This window comes from Streptomyces sp. NPDC008001, assembly GCF_042958085.1.
Taxonomy (GTDB): Bacteria; Actinomycetota; Actinomycetes; order Streptomycetales; family Streptomycetaceae; genus Streptomyces.
This window is the reverse complement of sequence record NZ_JBIBIZ010000011.1, coordinates 197136-216146: the sequence shown is the minus strand read 5'-3', so window position 1 is coordinate 216146 and position 19011 is coordinate 197136. Positions and strand designations below refer to the sequence as shown.

The following is a 19011-nucleotide window of genomic DNA, read 5'->3' as shown; positions in this document are numbered from 1 at the left end:
CCCGCGGGTCACTCGGGGAGGCTCACCCGGAACTTCGGTCGGTGTGCGGCTCGGACGTGCGCTCAGAGGAGGCGGCGGCGCAGCACGTAGCAGACGAGGACCGTCAGCGCGGCGGCGAGGCCGAGGAAGACGGCGGTCTCGATCCACTGGAAGGTCCAGAAGTCACTGCTGGGATAGACCTTGTGGTAGCGGCCGGTGAAGCCCTTCTGGGCCATGCACGTCTTGAGGTCCGGGAGGCCCTCGCCCCAGGGGCAGGCGTCCGCGATCGCGTGTTTGCGGCCCGCGGCGTCGATGAAGCCGAACTCGCCGGTCGACCAGGCGCTGCCGACGTCCGGCCGGGGCGCGTCGCCCTGGCTGATCCGGGCCGTGGGGGCGATCCAGTCGGAGCGGAAGGTGTTGAGCAGGAACCGCAGGCCGGCGACGACGGCGAGCACCGTGGCCATCGCGGGCAGCGTGCGCCGGATCAGCAGGCCGGCGGCCGTGCCGGCGGCGAGGCCGAAGAGGGCGCAGGCCACGGCGGCGGGACCGGTGGCGTTGAAGATGTAGCCGTCGTGCCAGTAGAGGCCGTTGAGCATGTTGGAGACCGGCGACCACCACCAGGCGACGAGCGCGGCGAGGAGGGCCGACCCGAGCACGGTGCAGACGGCGGCGAGCGCGAAGCGGCTCGCGAACCAGCGGCCGGCGCCGACGCCCTGGGTGAGCGCGAGCTTCCACGTACCGCTCTCCAGCTCGCGGCCGAGGAGCGGCGCGCCCCAGAAAACGCCGATCAGGACGGGGACGGCGGCGCTGAAGGTGCCGAGGGCGCGGATGAGGCCGGTGTAGTCGTCGAGCAGCTTGCGGCTGGCTTCGCTCTCGCACTTGCCGTCCCAGCCCTTGCAGGTGGCGGCGTCGATGTGGTGGCTGCTGATGAAGCCGGTCATGTCCGCGCGCTGGACGACGACCCACACCGTGACGGCGAGGAGGACGGCGGCGCCGGTCACTATCAGGGCGCGCTGCTGACGCCAGGCGAGCCAGAGGGTGCCGTTCATGCGGCGGCCCCGGTGGCATCGGAGGCGTCGGCAGCATCGGAGGCGTCGGCGGGCGTGTTGCCGGAACGCAGGTAGGCGAGCAAGAGATCTTCCAAGGAGGGGGCTTCGACGATCCACGAGTCGTCCGGGGACTCGTCACCGTGCCGGAGGAGGGCGTGCACCTGCCGCCCGGTGACGGCGGCTTCGACGACGCGGGCGCGGTCGAGACCGGCCGGAAGGCCGTCCTCGGTGGCGGGGTCGGCGAGCCCGGTGATGCGCATGTGGGTGTCGCACAGTTGCTGGGTGTCGCCGTCGAGCCGTACGGCGCCGTGCTTGAGCAGCAGGACGTGGTCGCAGGCGTTCTCCAGCTCGGAGAGCACGTGGGAGGACATGACGACGGTGATGCCGCGGTCGGCGACCTCGGCCATGACCAGCCCCATCGCCTCGATGCGGACGAGCGGGTCGAGGTCGGCGAGCGGTTCGTCCAGGAGCAGCAGGTCGGGGCGCTTGCCGAAGGCGAGGGCGAGGGCGACGCGGGTGGCCTGGCCCTGGGAGAGGGCACCGACGCGGGCGTCGAGGGAGATGTTCCCGGCACGCACGATGCGCTCGGCGCCGGCCTGGTCCCAGTCGCGGTTGAGTTCGCGGCCGAAGCGGAGGGTGTCGTCCACGGTGAAGCGGGGGTAGAGCGGCTTGTCCTGGGCGAGGAACGCGGTGCGGTCGCGGGCGTCCGGGCTGCCCGGTTCGGCACCGAAGACGCCCAGCTCGCCGCAGGTCGGCCGGAGCAGGCCGGTGGCGAGGTGGAACAGGGTGCTCTTGCCCGCGCCGTTCGGCCCGACGAGGGCGGTGATCCGCCCGGCGGGCAGCGCGAAGTCGCAGTCGCGCAACGCCCAGCCACCGCGGAACCTCCGCCCCAGGCGCGTCGCCCGCAGTGCGGTGGTGGGTTCGTCGGTCACGTGTCTTCCTCCTGCGTGGGCGTGGGCGTGGGGGTCTGCGGTGGCCTGGGGGCGGGGGTGAACGGGGGCGGGAGGCCGGGCGGTGGAAAGGACTCGTCGAGGACGGAGGCGGCGAGCGCCGCGACGTCCTCCCGCTCCAGCCCGGCGGCACGGGCCCGGCCCACCCAGGCGGCGGCCTCGGCCCGCAGCGGCGCGCCGGTGGCCGCGGCCGGCCGCGCCAGGGACCGCCGCACGAACGTGCCCTGCCCCGGCCGCGGCTCGACCAGCCCCTCGTGCTCCAGCTCCCGGTAGGCCCGCAGCACGGTGTTGGGGTTCACGGCAATGGCCTCCACGACCTCACGAGCCGTCGGCAGCCGGTCCCCCACCTCCAGCACCCCCAGCCGGAGCGCCTGCCTGACCTGCTGCACGAGCTGCAGATAGGTGGCCACCCCGCTGCGCCGGTCGATCCGGAACGCGATCATCGGGCACCCTCGTTTCACTAACGTGTTAGTGGAATGATGCGGAGGGGGTGCCGGAGCCGTCAAATCCAGGACCGGGGCTAGGACGGGAGCGCGGTGGCCCGCGCGGCGGCCCGGACGAGCCGCCGGATCCCGTCGGCACGGTCCCGGACGGCCGCCGGATCGGGCCACTGACCAGCAGGGCTCTCACCCCGGCAGTCACGGCAGAGCCCGCCGGGCAGCGCCTCGGGGCGGCCGGGCGTACGGCAGACGGTGCATTCGAGGATGCGGAGGGGCGGACGTGAGGACGATGGCAGCGGACGCGGCGGCAGCGGCGGCCGTTCGGGCGGCATCCGGTGCGTGAGCCGCCGCCGCGCGAACGCCCCCGCGCACTGCACTTCCGCCGGCAGGCCACCGGTGAGCGCCCGTACGACCTCCTCGTCATCGGCGCCGAGATCCAGCCATTGCTGGACCAGGCCTTCGAGGGCCTGGCACTCGGCCGCGGAGAGCGTCATCCGGGGGTCGATGCGGCCGACTCCGGCGAGGAGGAGGTAAGCCCGGGAGCGGGCGTGCCGGGGCGGGCGGGCAGCAGGCCGGTCGGCGGCGGGCTGCGGCGGAACGCCGCTGGTCACGACGGCATCCCACCAGGCGTCATCCCGTGCGGTACGGGAGAAATACGTCCGCGTGACCCAGTGCCAGCTACCACCGTCACCTTTGATCCGCTCCGTCACCCGCCGCAGATGCCCGGCCTCCGAAAGCCGCCGCAAGGCGGTCCGGCAGGCGGCCTGCCCGTAGTCGGCGAGGTGGGCCGCCAGGGTCTTCGCATCCATCGCGGCCCCGTCGGGAAGCCGGTCGATGAAGGCGGCGATGGACGCTTCGCGGGGCCGGAGATGAGCGAAGTCGTCGCGACGGCGGGGGGCTTGATCGGGTGCGGTGCGCTTGCCGTAGCCGCGGGAGGCGGAGGGATGGGGGTGCGGGGAGCGCGGGGCAGCGCTAAGGTCGGCGTCAGCCATGGGATCGAGGTCTTTCGATCTTGTTGGTTAAACCCCGGCAGGTGTTACCGCACCTGACCGGGGTTGTTTGTTGCTGCGAACGCTAGAGCGCCGCGACAGGATGTCGCAACCCGATCACTGAAAGTGAACCCGCCGTGGTATAGGCGGGGTTGGGAGGGAGGGTGGGTTGAGCCAACCCCCCATTCCTCAGAAAAAGCGCTCGGACTCCGGCCCCCGCGGCCCGGAGCTCAAGGATTGCGCGCAATCAGCAGCAGCCACAGGCACTCGCGCAATGTTCGGCAAACGGGCTCCATGCGACGACGATCGCCAGCATGCTGTGATCCTCAACGCCCTACGCGAAGGGATGTGGTCATGACGCTCAAATTCCTGGGCACGACCTCCGAGCACGGGAACTGCCCCACCCTGTACGAAGTCGAGGAGACGGGCGACATCGTCGTTCAAGGCGAGCGCCTCGTCGACCCCCAGCACCTCGGCCAACTGCGGGACGTCAAGGACTCCGAGACGTTCGTCGTCGTCCCGCGCGAGCTGCTGATCCGTTTCGCACCCGAGGAGTGACGTGGCCGAGCTGATCCCGTTCGAGGAAGTTGCGCACCTCTTCGAAGAATTCGAGCACACCGCATGGCGCCTGGAGACCCGGCGCGGATACGCCTCGGACCGGTTGAGCCCCAGCTGGGAGCGGTTCCAGCGCGGGGAGACGTTCGGCTACAACCCGGAAAACTGGTGGCACACCAGCGTCCGGCGACAGACCGAGCAAGGCAAACGATTCGAACGAGTTCGACTCGTCGATGACCCGCCGACCGAAGGACAGCGGTTCCTCCTGGCCTCCGGTCTGGGCAACGTCGAGGCGGGCGAGGACATCCGGAACATGTACCGAGCCGAGGCCCGCCGCCTCGGGCTGCCGGATTACGACTTCTGGCTGTTCGACTCCCGCATCGTCATGAAGTTCGTCATCGACGATCGGGACGAGACGCTCGGCGTGTACATCCTCGAAGACGCCGAGACGGTCGTCCAGGCCTGCCAGGCAAGGGACGCGGCCTGGCACTACGCAATCGCCACAAACGAGTTCCAGGCACAGGTACCTTCGACTGTGTGAGCACAGATTTCCAGGCAGGCCGGGTAGCCCTCGGTGCGCGGCTCCGTGAGCTGCGCACCGAGGCCGGCCTCAACGGAAAGGACATGGCCGCCCGCCTGGGTTGGCAGCGCTCCAAGGTGTCTCGCCTGGAGCACGGTAAACAGACCGCCACCCCTGAAGACCTAAAGGCATGGGCACGGGAGGCCGGAGCCCCCGGCGAGGCCGATGACCTGCTGGCCCGGCTGAAGGGGCTGGAGTCACAGCAGCGGTCCTGGCGTCGGCAACTCGCCTCCGGTCACCGGGGCGTCCAGGAACGCTACGTCGCCGAGTACCGCAGCACCTCCACAGTGCGCGGGTACGAGGCCACAGTTGTTCCCGGCCTCTTCCAGACCCCGGACTACGCCCGGCACCTGCTCCTGCACAACGCCGAGTTGATGCGATCACCGCGGGACACCGAGGAAGCGGTACGGGCTCGGATGCAGCGGCAAGAGGTGCTGTACCAGCCTGGCCGAACCTTCCACGTCATGGTGTGGGAAGGCGCGCTGCACGCGCTGATCTGCCCCCGAGAGGTCATGGCCGGACAACTCGACCGCCTTGTCAGCCTGATCGGGCTCGATCGCGTACACCTCAGCGTCATCCCGCTCGGCGCACCGCTGACGCTGTCCCCGAAGCACGGGTTCTGGATCTTCGATGACAGCCGCGTGATCGTCGAGACCATCAATACCGAACTGCATCTCGAGTCGGATGAGGACGTCGCCTTGTACGGACGCGTCTGGGACCGGCTACACCAATCCGCCGTATCCGGCGCGCAGGCCCATCGCTTGATCGCCCGAGCCAGGGCCGCACTGGCATCGTGCTGAACAATCCCGGCAACGAGACAGAGCACTGCGCAATCGCGTGCAATCGGCGGGCGGGCGGACAACCGCCACTCCTACGGTCCTGCCATGACCCGATGCAGGCAGTGCCTCGAACTCACCCTCGACCGCGCGACCGCTGTCCACGACGGCCGCTGGAAAGACGTCATGGTCCTCACAGGAGCGAGGACGCGCCACGAGCAGGAGCACGCCGATCAGCCCAAGGAGCACGTGATGAGCGTCCGGTCGAACACCTCGTACGAGCGGGCCGGCGGCCACGGAAAGCCCCAGGACGAAGGTGACGGCCACCCCGGGCAGCCCTGGACCCCGCCCGACGAGCCGACCCCGGACGGGTCCACCCCTCCCGGTGGCGGGACGCACGGCAAGTGACGCCGCCGACCGCGCACACCGTGGACTCCGGCCGGGACGGACTGCGCCGTCTCCTCCTCGACACCGGCGCCCTCGAACCCGCCTGGGTCCCCGCCTTCGACGCCGTGTGCCGGGCCGACTTCCTGCCCGACGTGATGTGGCCGCACGACCTGGCCACCGGCCGCAGCCGCACCGTGGACAAGGCGCGCGACCCGGACGCGTGGCAGGCGTACGCCGACTCCGACTGCCCCATCGTCACGCAGTGGGACGACGGGGCCCACAACGGACCCGAGCCCGGAAGGGCGTTCAGTTCCTCGTCGTCGATGCCGAGCCTGGTCTTCTCCATGCTCGCGGACCTGGACGTCCGCGAAGGGCAGCGGGTGCTGGAGATCGGGACGGGCACGGGCTGGAACGCGGGGCTGCTCGCCCACCGGGTCGGGCCGACCGGGAGCGTCGTCTCCGTGGAGGTCGACGGCGTCGTGGCCCGGACCGGACGGGCGGCCCTGCAACGCGCGGGGCTGCCGGTCCGCGTCCTGCACCGCGACGGATACCTGGGCTTCCCCGAGCGCGCCCCGTACGACCGGATCATCGCGACCTGCGGTCTGCGGAACATCCCGTTCGAGTGGGTTGACCAGACCGTCCCCGGCGGGATCATCCTCGTCCCCTGGGGCACGTACTACGGCCCCGCGGAGGCCACGGCCCGGCTGGTCGTCGCCGAGGACGGCCGGAGCGCGTCCGGGCCTTTCACGCGACCGGTGGGCTTCATGCGAATGCGCTCGCAGCGGCTGGTTCGGCGGCAGCACGCGGCGTACGTGCCGCCGGGCGCGATGGACCGCGCCGCCACCTCGGTCACCTCGGTGCCCGCGGCCGACCTGGACGGGTTCGTGCCGGGCCTGCTCGTACCGGACGTCACGCACGTAGCCGACCGGGAACGGGAGGGCCGACGCGCCGTCTGGCTGTACGGGCTCTCCGATACGTCATGGGCGGCCGCCGTCTTCCGCGACGGCCGGAACGAGGCCAAGGTCTACCAGTCCGGTCCGCGCCGACTCTGGGACGAGGCGGAGGCAGCACACCAGTGGTGGCAGGACCATGGCCGGCCCGGCTTCGGGCGCTTCGGCCTGACCGTCGAACGGGGAGGACGCACCCGCGTCTGGCTGGACGGGCCGGATGGCGTCCTGTAGCGGCGGCGGGCAGGGGGTAGCGGGTAGCGGGGTCTCCTGGAACGGGCGGTGGGTATTCAGCCGACTGCCCGTTTCGCAAGGGCTGGGGTCAAGACAGGCTGGCAGCGGGGGGAGGGGTGGGGGGTGCGGGTTCGGTTGCTTTTGTCTGGGGTGGGTGGGGTGTTGGGCGCCGTACTCCTGCCGTCCCGGATGCGGGTGCGTGAGGAGACCGGTCTCTCCGGCCGTGGCTGAGGGGGAGCTGGCTGCTGCCGCGATGTGTCTGGGCCCGTCGTGGGCGCTTCGCTCAGTTCCTCGCCGTCGTGGCTGAGCGGGCGAGTGCCGAGGGGAGGGGGCTGGCGGCTGGTGGGCCATTCTTGGCACGAAATTCACCGGCCGGGACGGTGGTCCTGGCAGATAAGGGGGCTCAACTGCCTGTTGGCGGCCTTTTTGCCCTTCCCAGCCCGGGAATCAACCGGCCTGAGGGCCAGGGGGGTGGATTCCGGGGCCCCAACTGCTCTCTGGCGGCTTGTTTGCCCTTCTCAGCCCCGCTATCAACCGGTCTCGCCCTCATGCGGGTGGATAACGGGGCTTAACTGCCCGCCGCGCACCTCAGCAGGCCCACCACCCCAGCCCCATCCCACCAGCCCCCACTCAGGGACAGTCGCCCGCTCAACCACGACGGTGGCGAGCTGAGCGAAGCGCCCACGACGGCAGGCACCACATCGCGGCAGCAGCCAGCTCCCCGCCAGCCACAACCCACGCGCAAGGTCTCCTCACGCACCCGCATCCGTGACGACGCGAGTACGGCGGCCAACACCCCACCCGCCCCAGGCAAAAGCCACCGGACCCGCACCCCCCACCCCTCCCCCTGCTGCCAGCCTGTCTTGACCTCAACCCACCACCCCACCAGCAGTCGGCACTCCACCCGCACCGCGCAGCCGTACTAGCCGGCCTGTGCCCTGCCACGACCGCGCCCCCCACACACAAAAGTGCCGGGCGGACAGGTCTCCCCGTCCGCCCGGCACTTCACTCACGTACGCACACGCACACGCGCACGCACACCCCTCACACCCCCGCCAGCTCCGCTTCCACCGGCTCCGAGGCCGAACCCGAGGCCGCCTCCGAAGCCGAGGGCTCCACCCTCCGCCGCTTCGGGAGGAGGAACATCAGGGCGAAGACCAGGGCCAGACCGCCCGCGACCCACCACATCGCGTGGGTGAACGCGCCGCCGAAGATGTCGGCCACCGGCTCGCGGCGCGGGTCCGCGTCGTCCACGACCGAGAAGAAGGCCACCGAGACCAGGCCGAGCCCGAGCGCGTTGCCGAGCTGCATGGTGGTGTTGATCAGGCCGGACGCGGAGCCCGCGTGCTCGCGCGGGACCTCGGAGAGGATGGCGTCGGTGATCGGGGAGACGATCAGGCCCATGCCCGCGCCCATCACGATCAGCGGCAGCGCCATCTGCCAGGACGCGATGCCCGCGCCGTAGCGGTCCGCCTCCCAGATGTACGTCAGGACGCCGGCGGCCATCACCACGGCGCCCGCCTGCAGCACCTTCCGGCCGAAGCGGGGCACCAGCTTCTGGACGGACATGCCCGCCGCGACCGAGACGGCGATCGAGAACGGGATGCCGGTCAGACCCGCCCGCAGCGCGGACCAGCCCAGGCCGATCTGCATGTACATCGTCCACACCATGAAGAAGATGCCCGTGGCCGTGCCGAAGACCAGCTGGACGCCGACGCCGCCCGCGAAGCTCCGCACCTTGAACAGCGACAGTTCGACCAGCGGCGAGCCGTCCTTGCGGGTCTTGTGGCGCTCGTAGGCGACGAAGGCGACGAAGACGGGCAGGGAGGCGGCCATGGATATGAAGCCCCACAGCGGCCAGTCGTGCTCGCGGCCCTGGGTGAGCGGGTAGAGCAGCATCAGCAGGCCGGCGCTGGCCAGGGCGACGCCGACGAGGTCGAGCTTGAGGGCCTTCGGGACCTTGGACTCGATGATGAAGCGGCGGCCGAGGAGCAGGCCGGCGATGCCGACCGGCAGGTTGATCAGGAAGATCGGGCGCCATTCGAGGCCGAAGAGGTTCCACTGCGTGAGCAGGGCGCCCAGCAGCGGGCCGGACACCGCGCCGAGGCCGACGACCGCGCCGAACATGCCGAAGACCTTGCCGCGCTCGTGCGCGGGGAACGTGACGTGGATGATCGACAGCACCTGCGGCACCATCATGGCGCCCATGAGGCCCTGCAGGACGCGCGCCGCGACGAGCAGCTTCGGGTCGCTGACGACGCCGCACAGCATCGAGGCGAGCGTGAAGCCGCCCATGCCCAGCAGGAAGATCTTCTTGCGGCCGTAGATGTCGCCCAGCCGGCCGCCGGTGATCAGGCCGATGGCGAAGGCGAGCGCGTAACCCTCGCTGAGCCACTGCAGGACACTGAACGAGGCGTCGATGTCGCGCTTGATGCTGGGCATCGCGATGTTGACGATCGTGACGTCGACCAGATCCATGAAGGAAGCGGTCATCACTACCGCGAGCGCCAGCCAGCGGCGGCGGTCGTTGGGCGGTGAATCGGTGGTCATGGATGGACCTGGCCTTTCGTTCGTAAGGAGGACGGGCGCGTTTGGCGCATGAAACGACCGTAGCCTCCATATAGGACAGCTTGTGTCCCACATCGCTGCCACCCTGAGGTCATGACCGACACTCCGGCACGGCTCCTCAATCTGCTCTCCCTGCTCCAGACGCCGCGCGAGTGGCCCGGCAGCGAGCTCGCCGAGCGGCTCGGCGTGACCACGCGCACCATCCGGCGCGACATCGAGCGGCTGCGCGACCTCGGCTACCCGGTCCAGGCGACCATGGGCGCCGTCGGCGGCTACCGGCTCGCGGCAGGCGCCGCCCTGCCCCCGCTCGTCCTGGACGACGAGGAGGCCGTCGCCATCGCCGTGGGGCTGCGGGCCGGCGCGGGGCACGCCGTCGACGGCATCGAGGAGGCGTCCGTACGGGCCCTCGCCAAGCTGGAACAGGTGCTGCCGTCCCGGCTGCGGCACCGGGTCTCGGCCCTGCAGGCGGCCACGGTCCCGATCACGTCCGGGGACGGCGCGACGGTCGACCCGCGGACGCTGACCGTCATGGCGTCGGCGGCCACCGGCAACGAACGCCTGCGCTTCACCTACCGCAAGGGCGACGGCACCGAGACGCAGCGGCTCGTCGAGCCGCACCGGCTGGTGAGCACCGGACGCCGCTGGTACCTCGTCGCCTACGACGTCGACCGCGGCGACTGGCGGACGTTCCGGGTCGACCGGGTCAGCGCACCGTTCGCGACGGGCGCGCGCTTCACCCCGCGCGAGCTGCCCGCGGCGGACGCGGCCGAGTTCATGAACCGTTCGATGTCCCGGATGCAGCCGACGATGCGGATCGTCGCGACGCTGCACGCCCCGGCCGCCTTCGTCGCGGCGCGGCTGCCGCAGCACCTCGGGGCGCCGCAGCCGCTGGACGACGGCACCTGCCGGCTCGATCTGGAGGTCGCCGACTCCCTGGAGTGGATCGCCTTCCGGCTGGCCCTGCTGGACTGCGACTTCACCGTCCACGAGCCGCGGGAGCTGGTGGAGCACCTGCGCCACCTGGGGGCCCGCATCAGCCGCGCGGCAACGTGAGCAGACGCGGCAACGTGAGCAGAGCGGAAGCAGGAAGCGGAGGGACAGGCAGAACGAACAGGGGCAGAGAGGTGGGCCCCGGCGCAGGGGGGGTGGCGCCGGGGCCCGGTCTATGAGGTTATGCCCTTTTAAGCCGCTACGTCACTACGCCGCCGCGTCAAAGCCCGTGTCGTGTGCCATCTTCTTGAGCTCCAGCAGGGCGTGCTTCTCGATCTGCCGGATCCGCTCCCGGGTCAGGCCGTGCTGCTTGCCGACCTCGGTGAGGGTGCGCTCGCGGCCGTCCTCGATGCCGTAGCGCGCCTTGATGATCGAAGCGGTCCGCTGGTCGAGGCGGCTGATGAGATCCTCCAGCTCCTCGCTGCGCAGCAGGGCGATCACCGACTGCTCGGGCGACACGGCGGAGGTGTCCTCCAGCAGGTCGCCGAACTGGGTCTCGCCCTCGTCGTCGACGGACATGTTCAGGCTGACCGGGTCACGGGCCCAGTCCAGGACGTCGCCGACGCGCTCTGGCGTGGTGCCCAGCTCCTCGGCGATCTCGGCGTGGTCGGGGTCGCGCCCGTTCTCGCGGTTGAACTCGCGCTGGACGCGCCGGATCCGGCCGAGCTCCTCCACGAGGTGGACGGGCAGCCGGATCGTACGGGACTGGTCGGCGATGGAACGGGTGATCGCCTGGCGGATCCACCACGTCGCGTACGTGGAGAACTTGAAGCCCTTGGTGTAGTCGAACTTCTCCACGGCGCGCACGAGGCCCGCATTGCCCTCCTGGATCAGGTCCAGCAGGGGGAGGCCGCTGCGGGGGTACCGCCGGGCGACGGCCACGACCAGGCGCAGGTTGGACTTGATGAAGACGTCCTTGGCCCGCGCGCCCTCGGCGGCTATGGCCTCCAGCTCCTCGCGCGAGGCGGCTCCGGCACCCTTCCCCGGTTCCTCCAGGCCGTCGAGGATCTGCTGGGCGTAGACGCCCGCCTCGATGGTCTGGGAGAGCTCGACCTCTTTGGCTGCGTCGAGCAGGGGCGTACGCGCGATCTCGTCGAGGTACATCCCCACCAGGTCGCGGTCGGCGATCTCCCCGGAGGCGCGCATACTGCTCGCCCCCTCAGCGCCCTTGTCGGCGGTCTGACGACGGGCGACGGCACGGGTTGCCATGCGTACTCCCTTGCGATGAGTCGGTCGCGGGACGGACGGGGGCGCGGGACCGAGAGGGCTCTCCCTGGTATGGGCGGACCCTGTCACGGTTGCCCCGTCCGATGGAAAGAACGACTGGAATCCGGACAGAATTCCCACGGGACGTCTTCTTTTTGCTGATCATGCAGTATCCTGCGCCGCCACAGACCCGAAGACATGCCGAAGGAACCCACGGAAGCGCAGGTCAGACCGCGCGGGAGGGTGACCCGGCATCCTCACGGACCCCTGGTGTCGCAGCCGGGTGAGACGGTCGTCACGTCCCCCGCCCACGCGGGCGTATGCACACGGGCGCACACACTCGTGCGCATGCCCGTCCTCACGCCCGTCATTGCGCGGTCCCGGCCCGGGGAGCGTCGCCCTTGACTGCTCGCCCACCCCAAAGGACGGCGCCGGCGGCTCCGTGGTTGCCAGGCCCCGCGTGATCGAGTTGCTCCCGCCCCCGTCCGGGTGTGCGCTGGTGGAACAACAGCCGGTGGAACCGGAGAGGAGCCCCGCGATGACGCACTCGATCATGCCCGGGCACCACCACCAGGCCCACGAGGGTCCCGGCCCGGTGGCGCGCGGCACCCCCCTCCGCTCCGGGCGGCCGGCCCGCTTCACCTGGGCCGTACCCGTCACGGGCGGGGTCGCGCTCGGCCTGTTCGCCATCTTCCTGGCCGGCAACAACGGTTACACCGCGGGCGCTTCCGTGGTCATCGGCGTGGTCGCCGGCCTGATCGCCATGGCGGCCGGCTACGCCCTGCTCCGCGAGCGCAACACGATGATCGCCGAGGTCCGCGCGGCGGCCTTCGGGGCGCTCTTCGGCGGCAGCATGGGATTCCTGCACAGCCTCAGCGGCGGCTCGGTGATGCGCTCCGCGGGCATCGGGGTGCTGACGGCGCTGGGCATGGGGGTGGCTTCGTACTACGTCTTCCACTGGCACGAGCACCGGGCCGACATGTGAGGCGCAAGTCGCGACACCGTGAGGTGACGGGTCCTGCGACGTAGGACTTCGGACGGTTCCGTGTATATAGCAACCGGCCCTAGCGTGGGGGTCGATGCGACCCTACGAATCCGCCTCGCCCGTCTCGTCCGCCTCGTCCGCCTCGTCCGCCTCGTCCATCCTCCCCGAACTGCCCCTACCCGAACTGCACCGAACGCTTCGCCAACCCCATCCAGAACCCGTCGATCACGCTGCGCTGGCCGTCCAGTTCGCCCTCGGCGGCGCCGAGCGTGACGAACAGCGGGGCGAAGTGCTCTGTCCGCGGGTGGGCGAGCCGGCCCGCGGGGGCCTTGTGCTCGAAGTCCAGGAGCGCGTCGACGTCCTGCGCGGCGAGCGCTTCGCGCCCCCACGCGTCGAACTCCGCCGACCAGCCGGGCGGCCCGGAGCCCGCGTGCCGCAGCGCCGCCAGGTTGTGGGTGAAGAACCCGCTGCCGATGATGAGCACGCCCTCGTCGCGCAGCGGCGCGAGCCTGCGCCCGACCTCCATCAGGCGGCGCGGTGCGAGAGTGGGCAGGGACATCTGCAGGACGGGGACGTCGGCGTCCGGGTACATCTCGACGAGCGGGACGTACGCGCCGTGGTCCAGGCCGCGGTCCGGGACGTCCTGCACGGGCGTGCCGGCACCGCGCAGCGTCTTGCGGACGCGCTCGGCGAGGTCCGGGGCGCCGGGGGCGGGGTAGCGGACGCGGTAGTAGTGCTCGGGGAAGCCCCAGAAGTCGTGGACGAGCGGCACGGTTCCGGTGGCGCCGAGGGCGAGGGGTGCCTCTTCCCAGTGGGCGGAGACGATGAGGATGGCGGTGGGCCGGGGCAGGCCGGCGGACCAGGCGGCGAGCTGGGAGGTCCACAGCTCGTCGTCGGCGAGGGGCGGGGCGCCGTGCGAGAGGTAGAGCGCGGGCATGCGTGCGCCGATGGGAGTGCCGGTGGCAGGCATGAACCCTCCAAAGCCAAAATGCTTGAACTCTCAAACTCTTGGTTCGAGCTTAACCCTGCCTTATTTAAACTTCAAGAATCCAGCGCGAGAGGCAACGCGCGACAGGCAGTGGACGACAGGCAGCGCGCGACAGACAGCGAAGCCTGACAGCAACAGGAAGCCGGTGGGTGAAACAGTGGATGTCATGACCAAACGACCCGAAGAGGACGTCGCTCGTCCGGAGGAGGGGACCGCCGCCGCCGGGCCGCGCTGGCTGAGCGACGCCGAGCAGGACGTCTGGCGTGCGTACCTGCACGCCACCACCCTCCTGGAGGACCACCTCGACCGGCAGCTCCAGCGCGACGCCGGCATGCCGCACGTCTACTACGGGCTGCTCGTCACCCTGTCCGAGGCACCGCGCCGCCGGCTGCGGATGACGGACCTCGCCCGGCACGCCAAGATCACCCGCTCCCGGCTCTCGCACGCCGTCGCCCGGCTGGAGAAGAACGGCTGGGTGCGCCGCGAGGACTGCCCGTCCGACAAGCGCGGCCAGCTGGCCGTCCTCACCGACGAGGGGTTCGAGATGCTGCAGCGGTCCGCGCCCGGCCACGTCGCCGCCGTCCGCGCCGCGCTCTTCGACCGGCTCTCCCCCGAACAGGTCGCCCAGTTCGGCGAGATGTGCCGGACGATCGCCACCGGGCTGCAGCCGGCGGGGGCGGACCTGCCCTGGCTGCGCTGAGGGCGGCTGCCGGAGACGGCTGCTGACAGCGGCTGTGCACACACTGAAGGCCCCCGCCGGGACGGCGGGGGCCTTCAGTGTGTGCAGGGGTGGAGCGGCAATGCCGGCCGGTCGCTAGTGCGCCATCACCGGAACGGCGTTCTCCACGCCCTCGCCCTCGCCGTCGCCCGAACCGGCGACCGCGCCGCCCTGGTGACCGGCGTTGACGAAGACGACCGCGATCAGCGCGGACAGGCCCAGGATGCCGACCGCCCACCACACGGCGGTGGAGTAGCCGTGCACCATCGACTGGAAGGTGAGCAGCTTCGGGTCGGCGGCCGGGTTCATGTGGGACTTGAAGTAGTCCGTGGTGGCGCTGGCGGCGATGGTGTTGAGCAGCGCGGTGCCGATGGCGCCGCCGACCTGCTGCGAGGTGTTCACCATCGCGGAGGCGACACCGGCGTCACGCGCCTGCACCCCGTACGTGGAGAGGCTCATCGCCGGCATGAACGCCGTACCCATGCCGAGGCCCATCAGCATCAGACCGGGCAGGACGACCGTCGCGTACGAGGTGTCCAGGTTGATGCGGGTGAGGAGCATCATGCCGATGGCCGCGAGCAGGAAGCCCGGGCCCATCAGCCAGCGCGCCGGCACGCGGTTCATCAGGCGGGCGCCGATCTGCGTGGAACCGGTGATCATCGTGGCGATCATCGGGAGGAACGCGAGGCCGGTCTTCACCGGCGAGAAGCCCCGGACGACCTGCAGGTAGTAGGTGAGGAAGAGGAACAGGCCGAACATCGCGATGGCCGCGAGGCCCAGCGAGACGTAGACGCCGGCGCGGTTGCGGTCGGTGAGGACGCGCAGCGGCAGCAGCGGGGCCTTGACCCTGCCCTCGACGATCACGAAGGCGAGCAGCAGGACCGCGGCGGCGGCGAAGAGGCCGAGGGTGGTGCCGGCCGTCCAGCCGTCGGCCTCGGCGCGGGTGAAGCCGTAGACCAGCGAGACCAGGCCGAGGGTGGCCAGGATGACGCCGGGGATGTCGAGCTTCGACGGGTTGCGGCTCCCGGCCGGCTCGTGGATCACGGCGATCGCACCGATCGCGGCGACGACGGCGAAGGGGATGTTCACGAAGAACGTCCAGCGCCAGTTGAGGTACTCGGTGAACACGCCGCCGAGGATGAGGCCGACACCGCCGCCGGCACCGGCGATGGCGCCGAAGATGCCGAACGCCTTGGCGCGCTCCTTGCCCTCGGTGAAGAGGACGGCGAGCAGCGACAGCGCGGCGGGCGCGAGCAGCGCGCCGAAGACGCCCTGCAGGGCGCGGGCGCCCAGCAGCATGGCGGAGTTGACGGCGGCGCCGCCGAGGGCCGAGGCGGCGGCGAAGCCGATCAGGCCGGTGACGAAGGCCCGCTTGCGGCCCCACAGGTCGGAGACGCGGCCGCCGAAGAGCAGGAGACCGCCGAAGGCGAGGGCGTAGGCGGTGATGACCCACTGGCGGTTGCCGTCCGAGATGCCGAGGTCGGCCTGGGCGGAGGGCAGCGCGATGTTCACGATGGTCGCGTCGAGGACGACCATCAGCTGGGCCAGCGCGATGAATATGAGCGCTTTCCAGCGCTTGGGGTCGAGGGGGGTGGTGATGTCTGGCATGAATGTGCCTACCTCGGCGGCGGTGGTGCGGGACGGTTGGTCGTGGTGGGCGGTGCGGGCCCGGGCGGGGTCCGCGAAGTCTGGTGGTGTCACACGGAGGCCGGAGCGGCGCCGGCCGTGCGGTCGTCGGTCCGGCCGCCGGTGGTGCCGGCGGTCCGGCCGGCGGCGGGCTCGGTGGCGGCGGCGGAGTCCGTACGGGCCTCCGGGCCGGAGCGGGCATCGGCACCGGAGCAGTGCTTGTGGCGGCGCAGGTCTTCCAGCGTGGCGGCGGATCCCGGCAGTTCGGACCGGGCCGGGGTCATCAGGCCGTCGAGGAAGACCTGCAGGTGCCGGTGGACGAACTGGTCGAAGGTCGCGCAGCCCTTGCCCGGCAGCGGCCGGGTCAACTGCGTGACGGCGACCATGAGATCACCGACCGCGATGTCGTCACGCAGCTGTCCGGAGGCGCGGGCGCCGGCCATGAGCCGCTCGATCTGCCCGTCGAGGCGGTCGCGCGCCGCCACCAGCTCGGGGTGGCCGGGGTCGACGCCTTCCTCCAGCAACGTGCAGAGCGCGCCGACGCGTTCGTCCGCGGCGGCGTGGACGAACCGCCTCAGCGATCGGAAAGCATCGGGCTCCTCGGCTCGTGCTGCCTCGGCCTGGTCCGCGAGGCGGGCCATGACGGAGAGGGTGACGTGGTGGATCAGCTCGCGGCGGTCCGCGAAGTGCCGGTACAGCGTGGCATTGCCGACCCCGGCCCGTCGAGCGATTTCATCGAGGGAGCTCTCGGCCCCGTGCTCGACGAGCGCCTCGCGCGCCGCGGAGATGATCCGCTCGCGGTTGCGCAGGGCGTCGGCGCGGAGGCGCGGGGGGTGCGCGGTGACCACGGGCCTGCTCCTTCGGGACGGGGTTCGGGACGGGGTGGGGACCACCGGAACGGCGAATAACCGGAACCGGAGACAACCGGGGAGAGGTTCCCCGTTTTTCTCGGACGAGGGGTAAACGGGGAGAAGGTCCCCGGATATTTCGCGGCAGCGGCGTGATGCACGTCACTTCCCCCCGTACGTCCATTCGTGTCCGGCGGGCGTGCCCCATCTGCCGCAGCCCGGGGAGCGCGCCGCGGGCCGGCGGCGGAAGGTGATCACAGAGGGCGGCGCGGCGGCCGCCCCTGGGAGGCACCCGGCATGAAGACCCTGGCCCTGCTGGTCATGGCGGTGACCACGCTCGCCATGACCTCGCCGCTGCCCGCGGGCCGGGACGCGGCGGACGCCGGGGGCGGCGCGTCCGGCGGCCCGGCGGTCGTCGCGGACACCGGAGGGCGGCCACCCTCCGGCCCCTGCGCGCTGCCCGGGGTCACCGACAACGTCTCCGAGACCCCCCGCACGCCGCCCGGCTACTCCCCCTCCAGCGGCGCCGTGCGCGCGATCACCTTCCTGATCGACTTCCCCGACGCCCCCGCCACGACCAGCCCGCAGGAGCGCTACGCCGAGTTCTTCCCGGCGGTCGCCGACTACTACCGGGCCAGCTCCTACGGGCGGCTCGACTACCGCTCCACGCCCGTCCTGCGCTGGATCCGGATGTCCCGCCCGTACGCCTCCTACGGGATCGAGCGCGGCACGCCCTTCGACCCGAGCAGCGACGACGGCTACGCCGCGCTCTCGGCGGAGATCCTCGACGCGGCGGACGACACCGTCGACTTCCGGCGCTACGACCTGATCAACGTGCTGGTCGCGCCGGACGCGGGCCCGCCGGCCACCGAGGACGTGCGCTCGGTGACCTTCGCCGGCACCCCCACCGGCCTGACGACGGCCGACGGCGTGCCCTTCCGGAACGTCTCGTTCATCTGGAGCCGCCAGACGGGCGACAGCCCCTTCCGGGTCCTCAACCACGAGAACGGCCACAGCTTCGGCCTGCCCGACCTCTACTACACGGGCCGCGGCTCCGCCCTGCTGAAGACGCCGGTGGGGCACTGGGACCCGATGGACGAGGACTGGGGGCCGTCCAACGACTTCCTCGCCTGGCACAAGTGGAAGCTGGGCTGGCTGGCCCCCGCGCAGGTGCGCTGCCTGGACCGGCCGGGCCTCCGCTCGTTCGCCCTGACCCCCACGTCCGTCCCCGGCGGCCTCAAACTCGTCGTGATCCCCGTCTCCCGGCACACCGTGATCACACTGGAGGCGCGGGCGCCCGGCCCCCTGGACCACGCGGTCTGCCGGCCGGGCGTCCTGATCACCGCGGTCACCACCACCATGTACACGGGCTCCGGGCCGGTGCGCGTCGCCGACGCCACCCCCGGCAGCCGGGGCTGCTACACGAACGACCTGAACGTCAACGCGGCGCTGAGCGACGCCCCCTACGGGGCCGGGCAGCGGTACACCGGCCCCGGGGTGACCATCGACGTGCTCGGCGCGAACGACGAGGGTGACTGGCAGGTGCGCGTGCGGACGGTCAGGCCGCGCGCCAGTGACGACGACCGAGACTGATCAGCCGCAACTGCCGGCCGGCGGTGTCGGCGATGGCCTGCGCCCGCTCCGGGGGCGCCTCCAGGAACGCCGAGGCCGTCATCACGAGGTGGTCGACGTACAGCCCGGCGAGCATCCGCACGTCCTCGGCGCTCCAGCCCCGCGAGACCTCCTGCGCGGCGAGCGCGGCCGCAACCTCGTCCCCGAAGCGCTGCAGCTCCGCCGCGATGGCCTCCCGCACCGCCCGCACGCCGCCGTGCCGCTCGCGGGCGATGAACCGCACGTGCGCCGGGTGCCGCCGCACGTGCTCCGCCACGGCGGCGACGCTGCGGTCGATGACCTCCTCCGCGTCCTCCTGCTCCGCCAGCACGGCGCGGATCATCACGTGCAGGCTGCCGAGCGACTCCTCGACCAGCGCGACCCCGAGCTCCGCCATGTCCCGGAAGTGCCGGTAGAAGGCGGCGGGCGCGACCCCCACGACCCGGGTGACCTCCCGCAGCCCCAGGCTGCTCAGGCTCTGCTCCTCCAGCAGCCGCAGTGCGGCGTCGAGGAGGGCCTGACGGGTCTTCAGCTTCTGGGCCTGGCGGACGCCGAGGGGGACGCCGGTGCTGCTGCTCATGGGTT

General features: G+C 71.4%; 18 protein-coding genes and 1 pseudogene. 9 read left to right on the top strand and 10 right to left on the bottom strand.

What is annotated here, in order from left to right; translation table 11 throughout:
* Positions 1–62 precede the first annotated feature (62 nt).
* From ACFZCD_RS29220 to ACFZCD_RS29205, 4 genes are all read right to left on the bottom strand, one after another.
* Positions 63–1028 (bottom strand): transporter, encoded by a 966-nt coding sequence (locus tag ACFZCD_RS29220; protein WP_391835987.1) that lies wholly within the window; start codon positions 1026–1028, stop codon positions 63–65.
* On the bottom strand, positions 1025–1960 hold the full coding sequence (locus tag ACFZCD_RS29215) for an ATP-binding cassette domain-containing protein (RefSeq protein ID WP_391835985.1): 936 nt from the start codon (positions 1958–1960) through the stop codon (positions 1025–1027). Before ACFZCD_RS29215 ends, ACFZCD_RS29220 begins: the two co-directional genes overlap by 4 nt.
* Positions 1957–2421 (bottom strand): GntR family transcriptional regulator, encoded by a 465-nt coding sequence (locus ACFZCD_RS29210; RefSeq protein ID WP_391835983.1) that lies wholly within the window; start codon positions 2419–2421, stop codon positions 1957–1959. The genes ACFZCD_RS29215 and ACFZCD_RS29210 overlap by 4 nt, the downstream gene beginning before the upstream one ends.
* Before the next feature lie 77 nt (positions 2422–2498).
* Positions 2499–3410 (bottom strand): hypothetical protein, encoded by a 912-nt coding sequence (locus ACFZCD_RS29205; RefSeq protein WP_391835981.1) that lies wholly within the window; start codon positions 3408–3410, stop codon positions 2499–2501.
* A gap of 351 nt (positions 3411–3761) precedes the next feature.
* Between ACFZCD_RS29205 and ACFZCD_RS29200 the strand changes: the two genes are divergently transcribed.
* From ACFZCD_RS29200 to ACFZCD_RS29180, 5 genes are all read left to right on the top strand, one after another.
* Positions 3762–3965, top strand: coding sequence for a hypothetical protein (locus tag ACFZCD_RS29200; protein WP_391835979.1), 204 nt, complete (start codon positions 3762–3764; stop codon positions 3963–3965).
* Between the two features lies 1 nt (position 3966).
* The gene (locus ACFZCD_RS29195; RefSeq protein ID WP_391835977.1) at positions 3967–4503 is read left to right on the top strand and encodes a DUF6879 family protein; all 537 of its coding nucleotides are present in this window, start codon (positions 3967–3969) and stop codon (positions 4501–4503) included.
* The gene (locus ACFZCD_RS29190; RefSeq protein WP_391835975.1) at positions 4500–5342 is read left to right on the top strand and encodes a helix-turn-helix domain-containing protein; all 843 of its coding nucleotides are present in this window, start codon (positions 4500–4502) and stop codon (positions 5340–5342) included. The genes ACFZCD_RS29195 and ACFZCD_RS29190 overlap by 4 nt, the downstream gene beginning before the upstream one ends.
* An 84-nt stretch (positions 5343–5426) precedes the next feature.
* Entirely contained in the window at positions 5427–5726 is a 300-nt protein-coding gene (locus ACFZCD_RS29185) for a hypothetical protein (protein ID WP_391835973.1), read from the top strand.
* On the top strand, positions 5723–6886 hold the full coding sequence (locus ACFZCD_RS29180; RefSeq protein WP_391835971.1) for a methyltransferase domain-containing protein: 1164 nt from the start codon (positions 5723–5725) through the stop codon (positions 6884–6886). Before ACFZCD_RS29185 ends, ACFZCD_RS29180 begins: the two co-directional genes overlap by 4 nt.
* 1044 nt (positions 6887–7930) lie before the next feature.
* Here ACFZCD_RS29180 and ACFZCD_RS29175 read toward each other — a convergent pair.
* A complete protein-coding gene (locus tag ACFZCD_RS29175; RefSeq protein ID WP_391835969.1) occupies positions 7931–9436 on the bottom strand; it encodes an MFS transporter in 1506 nt (501 codons plus the stop codon).
* 111 nt (positions 9437–9547) lie between these two features.
* On the opposite strand from ACFZCD_RS29175, the gene ACFZCD_RS29170 reads away from it, so the two are divergent.
* Entirely contained in the window at positions 9548–10507 is a 960-nt protein-coding gene (locus ACFZCD_RS29170) for a helix-turn-helix transcriptional regulator (RefSeq protein ID WP_391835967.1), read from the top strand.
* A 144-nt stretch (positions 10508–10651) separates the two neighbouring features.
* Here the strand turns inward: ACFZCD_RS29170 and ACFZCD_RS29165 are convergent, their stop codons facing one another.
* The gene (locus ACFZCD_RS29165) at positions 10652–11653 is read right to left on the bottom strand and encodes a sigma-70 family RNA polymerase sigma factor (RefSeq protein ID WP_391835965.1); all 1002 of its coding nucleotides are present in this window, start codon (positions 11651–11653) and stop codon (positions 10652–10654) included.
* Between the two features lie 535 nt (positions 11654–12188).
* Between ACFZCD_RS29165 and ACFZCD_RS29160 the strand changes: the two genes are divergently transcribed.
* Complete coding sequence (locus ACFZCD_RS29160; RefSeq protein ID WP_391835963.1) at positions 12189–12635, top strand: hypothetical protein; 447 nt, start codon at positions 12189–12191, stop codon at positions 12633–12635.
* A 175-nt stretch (positions 12636–12810) separates the two neighbouring features.
* Here the strand turns inward: ACFZCD_RS29160 and ACFZCD_RS29155 are convergent, their stop codons facing one another.
* Positions 12811–13605: a dioxygenase gene (locus ACFZCD_RS29155; RefSeq protein WP_391835961.1), complete on the bottom strand. Its 795-nt coding sequence runs from the start codon at positions 13603–13605 to the stop codon at positions 12811–12813.
* A gap of 184 nt (positions 13606–13789) precedes the next feature.
* Between ACFZCD_RS29155 and ACFZCD_RS29150 the strand changes: the two genes are divergently transcribed.
* A complete protein-coding gene (locus ACFZCD_RS29150; protein WP_391835959.1) occupies positions 13790–14323 on the top strand; it encodes a MarR family winged helix-turn-helix transcriptional regulator in 534 nt (177 codons plus the stop codon).
* A gap of 114 nt (positions 14324–14437) precedes the next feature.
* Here ACFZCD_RS29150 and ACFZCD_RS29145 read toward each other — a convergent pair whose 3' ends face one another.
* Positions 14438–15949, bottom strand: coding sequence for an MFS transporter (locus ACFZCD_RS29145; RefSeq protein WP_391835957.1), 1512 nt, complete (start codon positions 15947–15949; stop codon positions 14438–14440).
* A 242-nt stretch (positions 15950–16191) separates the two neighbouring features.
* A pseudogene (locus ACFZCD_RS29140) lies at positions 16192–16815 on the bottom strand (TetR/AcrR family transcriptional regulator); the annotation flags it as partial.
* 297 nt (positions 16816–17112) lie between these two features.
* Here ACFZCD_RS29140 and ACFZCD_RS29135 point away from each other — a divergent pair.
* The gene (locus ACFZCD_RS29135) at positions 17113–18408 is read left to right on the top strand and encodes a M6 family metalloprotease domain-containing protein (RefSeq protein WP_391835955.1); all 1296 of its coding nucleotides are present in this window, start codon (positions 17113–17115) and stop codon (positions 18406–18408) included.
* Here the strand turns inward: ACFZCD_RS29135 and ACFZCD_RS29130 are convergent.
* The gene (locus ACFZCD_RS29130; protein WP_391835953.1) at positions 18374–19006 is read right to left on the bottom strand and encodes a TetR family transcriptional regulator; all 633 of its coding nucleotides are present in this window, start codon (positions 19004–19006) and stop codon (positions 18374–18376) included. The two genes, ACFZCD_RS29135 and ACFZCD_RS29130, sit on opposite strands and share 35 nt — an antisense overlap.
* Positions 19007–19011 lie beyond the last annotated feature (5 nt).